At 63.7% G+C, this 14,992-nt stretch carries 10 protein-coding genes, 1 other RNA gene and 5 pseudogenes; 7 read left to right on the forward strand and 9 right to left on the reverse strand.

The features are described from left to right. Window positions 1-666: 666 nt before the first annotated feature. The 3 genes from XpopCFBP1817_RS14875 to XpopCFBP1817_RS14885 form a co-directional block, all read right to left on the reverse strand. Window positions 667-1,911, reverse strand: coding sequence for a putative DNA modification/repair radical SAM protein (locus XpopCFBP1817_RS14875; protein WP_128417701.1), 1,245 nt, complete (start codon window positions 1,909-1,911; stop codon window positions 667-669). Between the two features lie 142 nt (window positions 1,912-2,053). Further along, window positions 2,054-2,410: a dioxygenase family protein gene (locus tag XpopCFBP1817_RS14880; protein ID WP_128417702.1), complete on the reverse strand. Its 357-nt coding sequence runs from the start codon at window positions 2,408-2,410 to the stop codon at window positions 2,054-2,056. A 32-nt stretch (window positions 2,411-2,442) separates the two neighbouring features. Beyond that, window positions 2,443-2,853, reverse strand: coding sequence for a DoxX family protein (locus XpopCFBP1817_RS14885; RefSeq protein ID WP_128417703.1), 411 nt, complete (start codon window positions 2,851-2,853; stop codon window positions 2,443-2,445). Between the two features lie 106 nt (window positions 2,854-2,959). Here XpopCFBP1817_RS14885 and XpopCFBP1817_RS14890 point away from each other — a divergent pair. The 5 genes and pseudogenes from XpopCFBP1817_RS14890 to XpopCFBP1817_RS14910 all read left to right on the forward strand — a co-directional run bounded on the left by XpopCFBP1817_RS14890 (window position 2,960) and on the right by XpopCFBP1817_RS14910 (window position 8,624). Then, window positions 2,960-3,894, forward strand: a pseudogene (locus XpopCFBP1817_RS14890) (LysR family transcriptional regulator). A 54-nt stretch (window positions 3,895-3,948) separates the two neighbouring features. Continuing rightward, window positions 3,949-4,518, forward strand: coding sequence for a flavodoxin family protein (locus XpopCFBP1817_RS14895; RefSeq protein ID WP_128417704.1), 570 nt, complete (start codon window positions 3,949-3,951; stop codon window positions 4,516-4,518). An 84-nt stretch (window positions 4,519-4,602) separates the two neighbouring features. Then, complete coding sequence (locus XpopCFBP1817_RS14900) at window positions 4,603-5,598, forward strand: aldo/keto reductase (protein WP_128417705.1); 996 nt, start codon at window positions 4,603-4,605, stop codon at window positions 5,596-5,598. A 113-nt stretch (window positions 5,599-5,711) separates the two neighbouring features. Continuing rightward, entirely contained in the window at window positions 5,712-6,407 is a 696-nt protein-coding gene (locus XpopCFBP1817_RS14905; protein ID WP_128417706.1) for a glycosyltransferase, read from the forward strand. Window positions 6,408-6,554: 147 nt separating this feature from the next. Continuing rightward, window positions 6,555-8,624: a M13 family metallopeptidase gene (locus tag XpopCFBP1817_RS14910; protein WP_128417710.1), complete on the forward strand. Its 2,070-nt coding sequence runs from the start codon at window positions 6,555-6,557 to the stop codon at window positions 8,622-8,624. 312 nt (window positions 8,625-8,936) lie between these two features. On the opposite strand, the pseudogene XpopCFBP1817_RS14915 reads toward XpopCFBP1817_RS14910, so the two are convergent. After that, window positions 8,937-9,870, reverse strand: a pseudogene (locus XpopCFBP1817_RS14915) (oxygenase MpaB family protein). Window positions 9,871-10,181: 311 nt separating this feature from the next. On the opposite strand from XpopCFBP1817_RS14915, the gene XpopCFBP1817_RS14920 reads away from it, so the two are divergent. Next, window positions 10,182-10,874 (forward strand): hypothetical protein, encoded by a 693-nt coding sequence (locus XpopCFBP1817_RS14920; protein ID WP_128417707.1) that lies wholly within the window; start codon window positions 10,182-10,184, stop codon window positions 10,872-10,874. Between the two features lie 207 nt (window positions 10,875-11,081). Here XpopCFBP1817_RS14920 and XpopCFBP1817_RS14925 read toward each other — a convergent pair. The 4 genes and pseudogenes from XpopCFBP1817_RS14925 to XpopCFBP1817_RS14940 all read right to left on the reverse strand — a co-directional run. Next, window positions 11,082-11,158, reverse strand: a non-coding RNA gene (locus XpopCFBP1817_RS14925) — sX9 sRNA. A gap of 110 nt (window positions 11,159-11,268) precedes the next feature. Further along, window positions 11,269-12,864, reverse strand: a complete 1,596-nt coding sequence (locus tag XpopCFBP1817_RS14930) for an APC family permease (RefSeq protein ID WP_128417708.1) — start codon at window positions 12,862-12,864, stop codon at window positions 11,269-11,271. Window positions 12,865-13,412: 548 nt separating this feature from the next. Continuing rightward, window positions 13,413-13,526 (reverse strand): annotated as a pseudogene (locus XpopCFBP1817_RS22180) (DNA-binding response regulator); the annotation flags it as partial. Next, window positions 13,521-14,245 (reverse strand): annotated as a pseudogene (locus XpopCFBP1817_RS14940) (histidine kinase); the annotation flags it as partial. The pseudogenes XpopCFBP1817_RS14940 and XpopCFBP1817_RS22180, both read right to left, overlap by 6 nt. Before the next feature lie 26 nt (window positions 14,246-14,271). Here XpopCFBP1817_RS14940 and XpopCFBP1817_RS14945 point away from each other — a divergent pair. Continuing rightward, window positions 14,272-14,564, forward strand: a pseudogene (locus XpopCFBP1817_RS14945) (FAD-dependent oxidoreductase); the annotation flags it as partial. A 2-nt stretch (window positions 14,565-14,566) separates the two neighbouring features. On the opposite strand, the gene XpopCFBP1817_RS23605 reads toward XpopCFBP1817_RS14945, so the two are convergent. Next, window positions 14,567-14,701 (reverse strand): hypothetical protein, encoded by a 135-nt coding sequence (locus tag XpopCFBP1817_RS23605; protein WP_279627122.1) that lies wholly within the window; start codon window positions 14,699-14,701, stop codon window positions 14,567-14,569. Window positions 14,702-14,992: the final 291 nt, after the last annotated feature.

Below are 14,992 nucleotides of genomic sequence, written 5' to 3' on the forward strand. Positions count from 1 at the left end.
AGCGATTACGCACACTGCCCGAACACGTCTACAACCAGATGGTCATGGGCTGAAAAACGTGGGGATACCTCAGAGTCAGGCTCCACCTGCGCACACCACCCCGCCCGCGCCAGCGCACGCCATGCATCAAGACTCCAACCTGGCTCAACTTCAGTGCTGAACATCGCTTACACCTGACCTCAAGATTTCCGATCTCGCCATTGCTCTACTGGCAGCACTATCGTTGCGTTTTTGCAATTTTTTTCTGGTCTTTTCGGTTGTTGCTGCTACTGATATTGCTGATTGCTTGTCGCTTGTCGCTTGTCGCTTGTCGCCGTTGATTTTGCTTTACCAAGTCGCCTTAGAGCGAGCCGAGCACCGCAGCCATGCGTGGCCGAAGAGGCGCCCTGTCTGAGCGCAGCGAGTTTGGGCGCCGTGCCGCGCATGGCGAGGAGCACAGGGCACCGGCGCGGCTTCATCGCGCTGGATCGCGTCAGGGGACGGCGGTTTTGGTTACTTTTGCCAAGACAAAAGTAACCCGCGCCGCAAGGCGCGGAAGCTCTTGGAGCAGGGATTCGGTGATCGGGATTGGGGATTCTTAGAAGCAAAGGAGTTTCCACTGCTGCGTGCAACCGTCCCCTCATCCGCCCTTCGGGCACCTTCTCCCGATGGGAGAAGGGACACGCATCAATCGAACAGACGTGCCTGCCGTGGCGCGGGCGCCAATTGCGCACGTAACCGCACCGGATCGTCCAGTCGTTGCCGCGGATGATGATCCAGCACGCTCACAAACGGCAGCAACTTCTTCATCGGCACCCACAACCGCGCCAGATCCCCCAGCCGCAAGCGTGCATGCCGGCGCGACAACAACAAGCGATCCACATTGCGGGTGCCCAGGCCGGGCACCCGCAGCAACATCTCGCGCGGCGCCGCGTTTAAGTCCACCGGAAACCGCTCCGGATTGCGCAGCGCCCATGCCAGCTTCGGGTCCACGTCCAGATCGAGCATGCCGCTGGATTGCGCCGGTGCGATTTCTTCCACGCTGAACGCGTAGAAGCGCAGCAACCAATCGGCCTGATACAGCCGATGCTCACGCTGCAACGGCGGTGCCTGCAGCGGCAACTTGGAAGAGGCATCCGGGATTGGGCTGAAGGCCGAGTAATACACCCGGCGCATCCGGTAATTGCCGTAGAGAGTGTGGCTTGCGTCCAGAATGCTGCGATCGTTGGCGTCATCGGCGCCGACGATCATCTGTGTGCTTTGCCCGGCCGGCGCGAACCGCGGCGGCTTGGCACGGCGCACTTTTTCGGCCTTGCGCTCCAGCTGATTCTCTTCGATGCGCCAACGTAGTTCGCCCATCGCCGCACGGATGCCGCCAACGCTTTTTTCCGGCGCCAACAGCGTCAAGCCCTGCTCGGTGGGCAACTCCACGTTGATGCTCAACCGGTCGGCATAACGACCGGCGGCCGCCAGCAACTCCGGCGATGCATCGGGAATGGTCTTGAGATGGATGTAGCCGGCGAAGTGATGCACCTCGCGCAGTTGCCGCGCCACTTCCACCAGCTGCTCCATGGTGTAGTCGGAATTGCGGATGATGCCGCTGGAGAGAAACAAGCCTTCGATGTAATTGCGCTTGTAAAAGTCCAGCGTCAGCGTGACCACTTCTTCCGGCGTGAAGCGCGCGCGGCGCACGTTGCTGAACACGCGATTGACGCAGTACGCGCAATCAAACACGCAGAAGTTGGTGAGCAGGATCTTCAGCAGCGAGACGCAGCGGCCATCGGGCGTATACGAGTGGCAGATACCCATGCCCTCGGTGCTGCCGATCCCGCCGGTGCCGAGCGAATTGCGCTTGTTGGCGCCACTGGAGGCGCAAGAAGCGTCGTATTTGGCGGCGTCGGCGAGGACGGCGAGTTTGTCGAGGATTTTCACCCAAGCAGGATGCAGCGATGGCGTCTCAGCCTGTGAGACTGCACAGCGCTTATCGTGAATGCTTCAGAGCCATGTGGTGCCGGAGCATTGTCGGCACCAGGCCTTATGGGCTGTGGTGCTCGCGTTCTACCGGCACCGCACCTCATGCAGCGACCAGGTCCGCCAGCGCGCGATCACCGTCGAAACGGTAGATATCCATGGCCAGAAGGCCGGCATCGATACCCGCATCAATGCGCTGCGCGCCGAGCCGGTGATCGCCGGCCGCGCCCATCGCCACATACACCGGCGCAGGAAACCCACCGAAGTCATGCAAGGTGGCCGGCCGCGCGGCGCCACTGACCAGCGGACGACGGCCCAACCAATGCGCCAACGCAGCGACAATTGCGCGCGGCCGCGGCAAGGTCTGCGCAAGCTCGGCCAGGCGCGCGCCGACCTGCCGCGGCTGCAACGCAGTCATCGGCGAGCCATGCGAAATGTACAGCGAAGGCAAGCGGGCCATGGACAACTCCTCGTCAAGAAAAACAGACCGTCTCAGCGCGCAGGCTTCAGCGCCAAGGCGCCATCCCCGAGCAGCGATTGCACGACCAGCAACACCGTCCACAGCGCCGGGTATTCCCAGCCGCCGCCCGGATTGGAGAAGCCGAAGCCATTGGCGCCATGCACGCTGACGATGGTGCCCAGCAGCAACGGCACGCCCAACAGCGCCACCCAGCGCGCATAGATGCCCAACAGCAAGGACAGGCCCAGGCCGAGTTCCAGCGCGATGGTGAGGTAGCCCAGCGCACCGGGCAGGCCGAGCGACTGGAAATAGGCCACCGTACCGGCCGGGGTGAACACCAGCAGCTTGGTCAGTCCATGCGCCAGAAACAACACGCCCAGACTGATGCGCACCAAGGCGGCGCCATAGGCAGCGGTAGGCGGGGAAGCAAGGGAAGTGGACATTCGACAGACTCCGGTGAGGGCCTGCAAAGGCTATTACTTACAAAGTTATGATAAATATTTTTGATTCGGATAATTTATTGCGATCAAAGCAATAATCGGATCAGCCATGGAGACTCTCGATGTGATGCGCGTATTCACTGCAGTGGCCGAACGTAGCGGTTTCAGCGCTGCGGCCGATGCGCTGGACCGCTCCACTGCCAGCGTCACCCGCCATGTCGCCGCGCTCGAACAACGGCTGGGCACCCGCCTGCTCAACCGCACCACCCGGCGGGTCAGCCTGACCAGCGCCGGGACCGCGTATTACCAGCGCGGCCTGCAGCTGCTAGCCGATCTGGACGACCTGGAAGCCACCGTCGGAGCCCAGGCGCTGGAACCGGCAGGGGTGCTGCGCGTCAACGCCCCGGTGAGCTACGGCATCGAACGGCTGGCCGCGTTGCTGCCGGGTTTTCGCGCGCGCTACCCGCAAGTGGAGCTGGATCTGTCGCTGTCCGACAGCCTGGTCGACCTGGTCGAAGAAGGCTTCGATGTGGCCATCCGCATCACCCGCCAGCCGGCGCCGACGCTGATCGCCCGGCAACTGGGCAAGGTGCGGCTGCTCACGTGTGCGGCGCCGGCCTATCTGGCACGCGCCGGCACGCCCAAGCATCCGTCCGACCTGGCCGGCCACGAATGTCTGCTCTATCACTACTGCCCAATGGCGGCGAGGTGCGCTTCCATGGCCCGGATGGCGATACCGATGTGCGCATCCACGGCGGGCTGCGCGCCAACAACGGCCATGTGTTGAGCGCGGCGGCGGTGGCCGGCCAGGGCATCGCGATGCAGCCGGACTTCCTGACCAACGACCATCTCGCTGCCAGGCGCCTGGTGCGCATTCTTCCCGAGTACGCGCTGGCCGAGATCGGCATCTTTGCGGTCTATACCAGCCGCAGCCACCTGGCCCCGAAGGTGCGCAGCTTCATCGATTATCTGGTCGAGCGCATGGGAGATTTCGCACCAGGCCTAGCGGACCAGGCAACAGTTCGTCCCGGCAGTGGTCATTAACCTGTCGGCCCACGTGTGCGCACAATCCCGATCCCTTCGGTTCAAGGACTGCCCATGAGCAAGATCGCCATCGTGTATTTCAGCGGCTATGGCCACACCGTCAAACTGGCAGAAGCCGTGCATGCCGGGGCCGCCAGCGTCGGCGAGGCCACGCTGTATCGCATCGATGAGGACGGCAACCTGCCCGACGACGCCTGGCAGGCGATCGGCGTGGCCGACGCCATCATCTATGGCAGCCCCACCTACATGGGTGGGCCGGCCTGGCAGTTCAAGAAGTTTGCCGATGCCAGCTCCAAACCGTGGTTTGCGCAGGCCTGGAAAGACAAGATTGCGGCCGGCTTCACCAACTCTGCCTCGGTGAACGGCGACAAATACGCCACCATCCAGTATTTCTGGACGCTGTCGCAGCAACACGGGCAGGTCTGGGTCGGCACCGGTCTGCTGCCGTCAAATACCAAGGCGCACGGCCCGCAGGACATCAACTGGACCGCCGGCTCGGCAGGCGCGCTTGCGATCTCACCGTCCGATGCCTCGCCGGAAGAAGCGCCGCGCAGCGGCGATCTGGAAACCGCCAGGCTGCTCGGCAAGCGCATTGCCGAATTCGCCGGCAAGCTCACGGGCTGAAGCGGCATCTCGAGCCACATGGCCCTAACGCGTGCCGCGCCATGCTTGGCCCCGCCCTTATCGCTGCACGGAGTGTCCCCCACCATGCAAACCCGCACGCTTGGCCGTTCCGGCCCCACCGTCTCTGCGCTCGGCCTCGGCTGCATGGGCATGAGCGCGTTCTACGGCAATCGTGGCGACGAGGCCGCCTCGATCACGGTGATCCATCGCGCCCTCGATCATGGCATCAGCCTGCTCGACACCGCCGACATGTATGGCCCGCACACCAACGAGATTCTGGTCGGCAAGGCAATCGCTTCGCGCCGGCACGAAGTGTTTCTGGCCACCAAATTCGGCATCAAACTCGATGCCAACGACCCGTCGGTGCGCGGTATCGACGGCAGCCCTGCTTACGTGCAGTCGGCATGCGAAGCCAGCCTGCGCCGCCTGGGCGTGGAGCATATCGATCTGTATTACCAGCACCGCGTAGATCCCAACGTGCCGATCGAAGACACGGTGGGCGCGATGGCACGTCTGGTCGAGCAAGGCAAGGTGCGGTTTCTGGGCTTGTCGGAAGCGGCAGCAGACACCATTGCGCGTGCGCATGCAGTGCATCCGATCACCGCCGTACAGACCGAGTACTCGCTGTGGTCGCGCGAGCCGGAAAACAACGGTGTGTTCGCTGCGGTGCGCGAGCTCGGGATCGGATTCGTGCCGTATTCGCCGCTGGGGCGCGGATTTCTCACTGGCGCGTTCTCCTCGCCGGACGATTTCGATACCGACGATTACCGTCGCCATTCTCCGCGTTTCCAGGGCGACAACTTCACCCGCAACCTGCACTTGGTGGAACAGGTAAAGGCAATCGCTGCCGACAAGGGCATTACGCCAGGGCAGCTGGCGTTGGCCTGGGTGCTGGCGCAAGGCCAGGATCTGGTGCCGATCCCGGGCACCAAGCGGCTGGGCTATCTGGAAGAAAATATCGGCGCGCTCGAGGTGGCGCTGATGCCGGACGAGCTCGCTCGCATCGATGCAATTTTCCCGGCGCAGGCTGCCTCCGGCACGCGTTACCCGGAAGCGATGATGGCCACCGTCAACCGCTGAGCCGCTTGGCGTCTTGCATGCGGCCGCCGCTGCAGTGGCGGCCGCATGCGCTCACGCCACTGCATCGGCGTGGCTCGCACACTTGGCGCACCGTGACCTGAGCCACGCGCCACATGCTGTCTTTCGTACTCCCCGCCCATGACGAAGCCGCGCTGATCGGCGAAACGCTGCAGTGCCTGCATGGCTGCGCGCAGGCGCTGCAGTTGGACTATGAAGTCATCGTGGTGGCCGATGCCTGCGAGGACGACACTGCGGCCATCGCGCGCGCCAACGGTGCGCAGGTGCTGGAGGTGCAACTGCGCCATATCGCCGCCACGCGTAATGCCGGCGCGCAGTTGGCATGCGGCGATCAGCTGTTGTTTCTGGATGCCGATACGCTGATCAACCCACAGGCGGTCGGTGCGGCATTGGCGGCGCTGGCTGCCGGCGCCGTCGGCGGTGGCGCGCAGGTGCATCTGCACGGCAAGCGCGTGTGGTTCGAGCGCACCGCGCAGGCGATCTTTGGCTGGTTCTTTCGTGTCAGCGGCATCGCGCCTGGCTGCTTTCTGTTCTGCACACGCGCGGCATTCGTCAGCGCGGGCGGCTTCGATACGCGTTACTACGCCGGTGAAGATGTGGCGTTGAGCCGCGCGCTGGCACGTTGCGGGAGGTTCGTGATCCTGCGCCAGACCGTGCACACCTCCGACCGCAAGCTGCGCAGCTTTTCCAAGCGCGAACACCTGGGCTTGCTGCTGCGTTTTCTGTGGCGCGGACGGCGCATGCTGCAGAGCCGCGATGCGCTCGGCTTCTGGTACAAGCGCCGGCGCTGAACCGGGCGTGTCCACTTGCTCGGGTATCGGTCCATCGCAGTCTTCAAGCCGGGACGTGGCGCTGGCAGCCACTTACACTGTGATGTCTGTTACGGTTTCGAGCTGCGCCGCATGGCCCCTTTGCCCCGCCCTGTCCTGATCGCTGCGCTGTCTGTAGCGCTGCTGACCACCGCCGCGTGTCGCCGCGATGGCAGCACGCCAATGCAGACAGCCACCACCGCGCCGGCACCCAGCACGCCGAAGTTGGGCAATTTCGGCTTTGACGTGGCAGGCGTGGATCGCAGCGTGGCGCCGGGCGACGACTTCTTCAGCCATGCCAGCGGCAACTGGGTCAAAACCACGCAGATCCCTGACGACCGCTCCAGTTACAACAGCTTCGTCAGCATCGCCATCGAGACCGAGCGGCACAGCCGCGACATCATCGAAGGCGCAGCCGCCAACGACCGCGTCACTGGCGAAGACAAGCAGATCGGCGATTACTACGCGGCCTACATGGACGAGGCCGGCATTGAGGCCAAGGGCGTGCGCCCGGCGCAACCGACACTGGATGCGATCGCGCAACTGGAGGACAAGCAGGCACTGGCGCGCCTGTTGGGTGGCCAATTGCGCGCCGATGTGGACCTGCTCAATTCCACCAATTTCTACACCGACCGGCTGTTCGGGCTGTGGGTCTCGCAGGATCTGCATCACCCTGGGCGCTATGTGCCGTATCTGGTGCAGGGTGGCCTGGGCATGCCGGACCGCAGTTTCTATCTGGATGGCGGGCGCATGCCGCAACTGCGCGAGGCGTACCGTGCGCACATCGTCAAGGTGCTGCACCTGGCCGGCACCAACGATGCACCGGCCCGGGCAGAGCGCATCCTGGCGCTGGAAACCGCGATGGCACATGTGCATGCCACCGCCGAACAGACCAACAACGTACACGCCGGCGCCAATGCCTGGAAACAAGCCGATTTCGCCCGCAACGCGCCGGGTTTGAACTGGGCGCTGTTCTTCGAGGCAGCCGGGTTGAAATCGCAGCAGGACTTCATCGTCTGGCAGCCGCAGGCGGTGGTCGGGTTGTCGGCGCTGGTGCAATCGCAGCCGCTGCAGACCTGGAAGGACTATTTACGTTTTCGTGAGCTGGATCGTTCCTCGCCATATCTGTCCAAAGCATTCGCCGATGCGCGCTTTGCTTTCTACGGCACCACGCTGGAAGGCACCCCGCAACAGCGCCAGCGCTGGAAGCGTGCCATCGATGCGACCAATGCGGCGTTGGGTGAGGCGGTTGGCAAGCGCTACGTGCACAAGTACGTCAGCGCGCAAACCAAGGCGCGCACCGAAGAGATGGTCAAGAACATCGTCACCGCATTCGGCAAACGCATCGATGCGTTGGAGTGGATGAGTCCGCAGACCAAGCAGCATGCCAAGGCGAAAATCTCTGGGTTGACGGTGGCGGTGGGCTACCCGGAGACCTGGCGCAACTACAGTGGGCTGGATGTGCGCCGCGACGATGCGTTGGGCAATGTGGAGCGTGCCGAGCTGTTCGAGTACCGCCGCAATCTGGCCAAGTTGGGCAAGGCCGTCGACCACCGCGAGTGGTATCTGCTGCCGCAGGAAGTCAACGCACTGAACGTGCCGCTGGAAAACCGCCTGCTATTCCCGGCCGCGATTCTGCAGCCGCCGTTCTTCGACCCGGCCGCCGACGATGCGGTGAACTACGGGGCAATCGGCGCGGTGATCGGCCACGAGATCAGCCACAGCTTCGACAACATGGGCGCACTATTCGACGAACATGGTGAGCTGCACAACTGGTGGACGCCGCAGGATCTGAAGAAATTCGCCACCGCCAGCGACGCGCTTGCCGCCCAATTCAGCGCCTACAAGCCATTCCACGACCTGGCGGTCAACGGCAAGCTGACGCTGGGCGAGAACATCGCCGACGTCGCCGGTCTGGCGACTGCGTACGACGCGTATCAACTGTCGTTGCAGGGCAAGCCGCCGCAAACCATCGACGGCTTCAGCCCGGATCAGCGCTTTTTCCTTGGCTTTGCGCAGGCCTGGCGCAGCAAGTATCGCGAGGCGGCGCTACGCAACGCGGTGCTCACCGACGTGCATGCGCCTGGACGCTTCCGCGCGCAGACGGTGCGCAATCTCGATGCCTGGTATCCGGCGTTCGATGTGAAGCAAGGCGAGCAGTTATATCTGGCGCCTGAGCAGCGGGTGCGGATTTGGTAGGTGGTAGGTGGTAGGTGGTAGGTGGTAGGTGGTAGGTGGGGTGCGCGTGTTGCTGTGCTGTGTACGGCGTAGAGCGGGGTTTCGTGGGCCTGTGTCTGTGCCTGTTCTGCGTCCCCTCACCCCAACCCATCTGCCGGGGGAGAGGGGCTTAAAAAGCGACGGATTCAGCGTGGTATTAACGCGCGCAGCAGGATGGCCCCTCTCGCGCCGGGAGAGGGGTTTGGGTTGGGGTAAGGCCACCGCTGCCCCCACCCGCGCGCGCAGCACAAAATGCGCTGGGAGCGGCTAACAAACGTCGCAACCACCAACCACTCATCCCTCCCCGGCCCACTCCAACAACATCGCAGGCGGCAGCTGCATACGTCTGCACGCGCGCGCAGACAATCCATCGCATAACGCAGTACGAAACAACGGCGACAAGCTACGCAACAAACGCGCCGAGGCACGCGCCTGCATGCGTTGAAATGCGCGACGCCCAAGCATGTCGCTGGCCCAGTTCGGCAGCAAGGCAGCACCAGCGCCGAGAAACACCCCGCGCGACAAACCTGCCGCGGGCACCGGCAGCTGGATGCTGGTGAGAATGTCGAGCACCTCGCGCGAGCGTGCGTCCATGCGCAGCTGCCCGCGCACACGCGCGAAATACGCCTCCACCTGCGCTTCGCTGGCCGGCACATCGGTGGCGCCCAGCGCTTCGGCCACCCGTCGTGTTTCGTCGTAATGTCGTAATACTGGTCGGCGATGGTGGTCGGCACATCGCGGCAGTAGCGCCGGCAGCCCTGCAAAAAACCGTAGGCCTCGGTGACATGCACCCAGGTCAACAACTCCGGATCGTTGGCGTCGTACGCCACGCCATCGGCGGTATGCCCGCGGATATGCGCATGGATGTTGCGCACGCGGGCGATCAATTGTTCGGCTTCGGCGCGCGGCGCATAGGTGGTGCCGGCAACGAAATTGGTGGTTCTGCGCAGCCGCCCGACCAGGTCGGCGCGGAAGTTGGAATGGTCGTAGACCCCGGCCAGCGCGCGCGGGTGCAGGAGTTGCAGCATCAGTGCACACAGCCCGCCGGACAACATGCCCGGGAATTCGGAGTGCACGCCCAGGTGACGCTGTCGGGAACGAACAGGCCCGGATCGCCAAGCGGCTGATCGTATTGGATGTTGCTCTGGCCGCGCGGAAACGCGCCAAGCACCCAGCGACGGATCTGTGCGGCGGCGGGAGCGGTAAGGGTACGCAGGACGGCAGACATGCGGCAATGATACGCAGCCGTTTGCAACGCCACGTCGTCTTGCGCTGCCTTCACGCTCACGGCAGCACTGCGGCGGGCTGATCCGTGCAGGCTGGTCGGCGCCACAGGCAGGGGTCTTCACGCAATCTCAGGTGTGCAGTGCAGCAACAAACGCGCGGCAGCGTGGCGGCCCTGCTGCGGAAAACCCGGCAAACCGCGTGAATACTGCGATGTGTGCGCGAGTGCGCACGAATGCACTGTCATTGGTTCGCGTCGTGCATTGCCAAGCACAGCGAAAGTGCTAGAACTAATGTCGTCTGACAAAACGCCGCATGCTCGTGTGGTGTTTGGTCGGTCGCTCCAGCGCATCTGGCCACTGCCAGTGCAGCAAGTCGTTCGTACCAGCCATCTGTCGGGAGCTTGTCATGATCGCTTTGTTCCAGGGTTTGGGCCTGCTATTGCAGGACAACGCACTCCATCGGCTTCCCTTCGGCGATCAGGTCGCCACGTGGCGCGAGAAGACCGATCAGCAGCTCGACGAGGAGCTCGCCTTGCTCAGCGTGGCGAAGAAACAATGGGTGATCGCCTCGATCATCGGCTGGCAGGCGATTTCGCTGGTGCTGCTGGGCGTTATCACCCATCAGTTGTGGCAGAACGACTACCACCTGACCTTCAGCCGCGTGGTGATCATCTTCACCTCATGGGTGTCGATCCTGTTCGTCATGTGGTACATCGCCGATCTGTTCGATCACAGCGCCGGATTCGAACGCTGGTTGCGCGCCTTCAACAGCCGCGCGCGGGTGGCACCGGATGCAGATTCGGTCGAGTGCGTCGCCGATGCGCTGGACATGACCCGCAGCTACCCGGAAGTGCTGCGCTACAAGCAGGAAGTCACCTCCAAGCGCGAGCTGCGCCACGAGGACATCGTCAACATGCGCGAGATGGGCCGGTTGCGACGCTATACGGAATTGCTGCGCGATCTGGACCGTTTTGATGGGACGCCACGCCTGGTTGCCAACGCGTAGAAGCCTGCAGACACGACAGCGTGTCGTGCCTCGCTGCGTCGCTGCACAACGAGGGCCTGCGCAACACAGCAAAACCAAAACGGCCGCTCCAACTGCTGCTCAGCACTTGGAGCGGCTAACGACACGTCACAAGCAGGCGTCGGCTACGTGCGGACGACGCGGAAAAGCCGCACTGGATGCCCGATACCTGCCGCACCGAGTAAGAGCGGCTAACAAAACGTAGCGAGCAGTCGTCAGGTGGGTGCGGACGGCGCGCTCAGAACCGGAGTGTACGGGTGGTAAATGCCGATTCCGAGCACCGGCCGCGCCCGCCTGGCGGTGAGCGCAGTAGTTTTGTTAGCCGCTCTAAGGCTGCGCCGCCTGGCAGCAAGCGCAGCCGTTTAGATAGCCGCGCTTACGCCTGCGCAACCGCCCGCTCGACCGACGGCGTGCGCCAACCGCTGCGCACGCCCCAGATGTAGAACACCACGCCAACCGCCGCGACCACCGCCAGATCGGTGCCGTAGCTGAGATAGCCATGCCCGCCGAAGTCGCTGCTGCCGGCCCAGGACAGCAGCGCGATCATCGGCAGATAGCAGATCATCCAGGCCGCGCCCTTGAGGTTGGGGCCCAGATCCGGCCAGCCTTGCTTGGCCTGGTAGTAGCAGTACACCGGCAGCGCAACGACCATCAGCAGGATGATCTCGCCGGTCAGCGGCCAGCGCGCCCAGTACAGCAGCTCGGTGGCCATCACAAAGGCGACACCGGCTAGCACCGGCAGCGCGGCGATGCGCAGCGGGCGATGCAGCTCGGGCGCGTGACGACGTAACGCCATCGCGCTGATCGGGCCGGTGAGGTAGGAAATAATGGTCGCCACCGAGATCACCGCCGCCAGCGTGCCCCAGCCGCGGAAGAAGAACAGGAACACGAACGACACCGCCAGGTTGAAGAACATCGCCATCCGCGGCACGCCCCAGACCGGGTGCAGCTTGCCCAGCACCGACGGCATGGTGCCGTTCTTTTCCATGCCGTAGACCATGCGCGCGGTGGTGGCGGTATAGGTGATGCCGGTGCCGCTGGGGCTGACGAACGCATCGATGTACAACAGCATCGCCAGCCAATGCAGGTTGACGATGATGGCCAGCTCGGCAAACGGCGAGCGGAAGTCGATGCCGTGCCAACCGGCCTTGGCCAGCAGTTCCGGCGGCACCGCGCCGATGTAGGCCACCTGCAGGATCACGTAGACCACCGTGGCCAGCGCGATCGAACCCAACACCGCGAACGGAATGCTGCAGCCCGGGTTGCGCGCCTCGCCAGCCAGGTTCACCGGGCTCTGAAAGCCGTTGAAGCTGAACACGATGCCGGCAGTGGCCACGGCGGTGAGCACCGCAGCCAGGTCGATTACGTGCGCATCGCCGTAGATGCCGATGCTGAAGTTTTCGCTATGGAAGCCGCTGGCGATCAAGGCCACGCCGGTCGCTGCCGGCACCACCAGCTTGAACACGGTGATCAAGGTGTTGGAGCGCGCGAACAGCTTGACGCTCCAGAAATTCAGGAAGAAATACACCAGCACCAGCACTGCCGAGATCAGCAGGCCGGGCACCGACAACTCTCCTGCTCCACCGGGCGCCTGCACATACAACCCTTGCGCCCAGGCCCACGGCCAGGAGGCCATGTATTGCACCGAGGCCTCGGCCTCGACCGGGATCACCGACACGATGGCGATCCAGTTGGCCCAGCCGGCGATAAAGCCCACCAGCGAGCCGTGCGAGTAATGGCTGTAACGCACCATGCCGCCGGATTCGGGGAACATGGCGCCCAGTTCGGCGTAGGACAGCGCGATGGTGGTGATGATCGCCGCGCCCAGGATCCAGGCCCAGACCGCACCGGGGCCGGCCAACCCGGCGGCGCGCCAGGCGCCGAACAGCCAGCCGGAACCAATAATCGAGCCCAGACCGGTGAGCATCAGGGCGAAGGGGCCAACGTCGCGGCGTAGCGATTGTTCGGACATGAGAAGCCTGGCAGTGAGGACGCCGTGAACCGGCAACAAGCCTGCAATGATCGCAGAAGCGGCCGCTCGTCGTCAGTGCCTATTCAGGATTGCGTGCGGTTGCATCCGTGCCTTGCCACATAAAACCTCCCGATGGTCGGGCCTGCTTGCGAAGACGTATGTTCGAAGCGCGGCATCACGCCCGATGGTTACTTGTGTAAATTGACCGAGATTCGACGGCCATGTGCAGGCCGGCCACTTGGACCGTGCCATGCGGTTCTGGCAACGGCAAACAGCCCGCACGCTCTGTAGAACGTTCTTAGCTGTGTCGATTTCCTGCCGCGGCAATCTTCGCGCCTGTATGCGTCGCTATTCGGCCCCGGCACATCGCACACCGGCGCATGCTCAGTCAGGTGAAACGTCTCTTGCACGTCACGCGACCGCCGACCGCCGACCGCCAGCCATGGCAATCGGCGCTGGGCGCGCTTGCATCCACACAGGTATGCGCCTCACGTGGGACGCCGCACAGTTCGCGCAGCTGCCGCGGCGCGCTGTTGCACGCGCTGTCAGGTGGCCGGCAGGCGCTCGCGGCTGATCGGCGCGAGCAGGTCATCCACTGCGCCGTGTTCGGACCCATCGATGGCGTACTGGTCGTAGGCGGTGACGAACACCAGATAGGTGCGTTCGAGCTCTTCGCCCAGGGTAAAGATGGCACCGTTGGCACCGTTGGCGCTGGGCAGCGAGCTGCGTAGGGACTGGATCAGGTGGCCGATCACGATCTCGGCGCGCGGCGGGTCGGTGCGCGCCAGCACCTGTGCGCTAGCCAGGGTGTTGTAGAGAACGTGCGGCTCGACCTGAGCGTGCAGCAGAGTCAGACGCGCCAGGGCCAGTTCCTTCTCCATCACCGATTGCTCGGCAACGGACTGTTCGTCGCGACGCTGTTCGCCGACCCGGCGCACCACGGCGCGATTGATCGCCTCGGCGTTTTCAAAAGTGCTGCCTTCGTCCACTGCGAACAGCTCCACCCAGGCGCAGGCGTCGGGTTCGCACACCAACGTGACGCTGCTGGCGCCCCGCCCTGGCGCAATGGTCACCAGCACCTGATTGCGTTTGATCGCAAAGCGCGCGAACAGATGCCAGCGCGAAGGCAGACGCCCTTCATCGAGATCGATACGGCGTACCTTGGCGCGCATCAGCAGGCTGCCCTGCGCGCATTCGATGCCCTGCACGCGCGGCAGTGCGCGCACGGCTTCTTCAACGACGCGGCAACGCTGGCCTGCACCTCCAGCGGCACTTCGATCTGGCGGCGCTAGCGGGTCGACAAGGTGTCGTGATCCAGCCGCCCGGCAATCAGCCGCACCCGCCGCACCTGCGTGATCGCACGCATCAAGGCCAGGGCCATCAAGACAATGCAGACCAGCGCGAAGATTGGTCAATGCCACCGGCGATAGTGCGCGTGCGTTGCTTGGCGACGACAGCGTCATCCCGGTGCGTGGGCAGACCGCACGCTTGATTCGGCAACCGGAAGTCGCCTACGGGCTGGTCTGGCGTGGCCATCATCTCACTGTGGTGCCACGCTGCGATGGCTTGCTGGTGCAAGCGCAAGGCGCCAACGATTTCAATAACGCCGACGCCACGCCGGATCATGCAGCATCGGCAGCGGCGGTCCGCGAATGGCGCGTCTATTCCCCTCGACTGGAGCTGTTTCGCGAGCGCCATAAACTCACGCGTCGCTGAGTGAGGCCTGCAATGCGCGGGCCAGTGCGGCATCGCCGCTGACAAGTCCATCCCAACGCAATACCACGTCTGAGCGCTTGCCCTTTTCGACCAGCTTCAAGCCCTGCGGGTCGATGATCAATGTGTAGGCCAGTTCGCCGATGTGCAGCTCTCGGCGTCACCGTTCATCCAATGGCGTCATGCCAATGTCTCGCGCAACGGTGGACCACCGTTGTAACGCATCCAGGTGTCTGCCGGCTCTTTTTGCAACGTCTTTGCGTGCGTTACGGCACAGATCGTTATCGCATCGGGATCACCGCATCCAGCGATCCCGCTAACACCTCGGTGATTATGTCCTGTTAACACTAATGGCCTGAGCGAGTAAACTATCGGGTATGGAGATCACACCAGAGCAATTTTCCCTAATCGAGCA

It is taken from the genome of Xanthomonas populi (assembly GCF_002940065.1).
GTDB lineage: Bacteria > Pseudomonadota > Gammaproteobacteria > Xanthomonadales > Xanthomonadaceae > Xanthomonas > Xanthomonas populi.

Bases quoted from the DNA above. Each gene is read 5' to 3' on its own strand.
- XpopCFBP1817_RS14895 (WP_128417704.1), top strand. From the start codon at position 3,949: ATGAGCAAGATCGCCATCGTGTATTTCAGCGGCTATGGCCACACCGTC.
- XpopCFBP1817_RS14885 (WP_128417703.1), bottom strand. From the start codon at position 2,853: ATGTCCACTTCCCTTGCTTCCCCGCCTACCGCTGCCTATGGCGCCGCC.
- XpopCFBP1817_RS14900 (WP_128417705.1), top strand. From the start codon at position 4,603: ATGCAAACCCGCACGCTTGGCCGTTCCGGCCCCACCGTCTCTGCGCTC.
- XpopCFBP1817_RS14920 (WP_128417707.1), top strand. From the start codon at position 10,182: ATGCTCGTGTGGTGTTTGGTCGGTCGCTCCAGCGCATCTGGCCACTGC.
- XpopCFBP1817_RS14905 (WP_128417706.1), top strand. From the start codon at position 5,712: ATGCTGTCTTTCGTACTCCCCGCCCATGACGAAGCCGCGCTGATCGGC.
- XpopCFBP1817_RS14930 (WP_128417708.1), bottom strand. From the start codon at position 12,864: ATGTCCGAACAATCGCTACGCCGCGACGTTGGCCCCTTCGCCCTGATG.
- XpopCFBP1817_RS14880 (WP_128417702.1), bottom strand. From the start codon at position 2,410: ATGGCCCGCTTGCCTTCGCTGTACATTTCGCATGGCTCGCCGATGACT.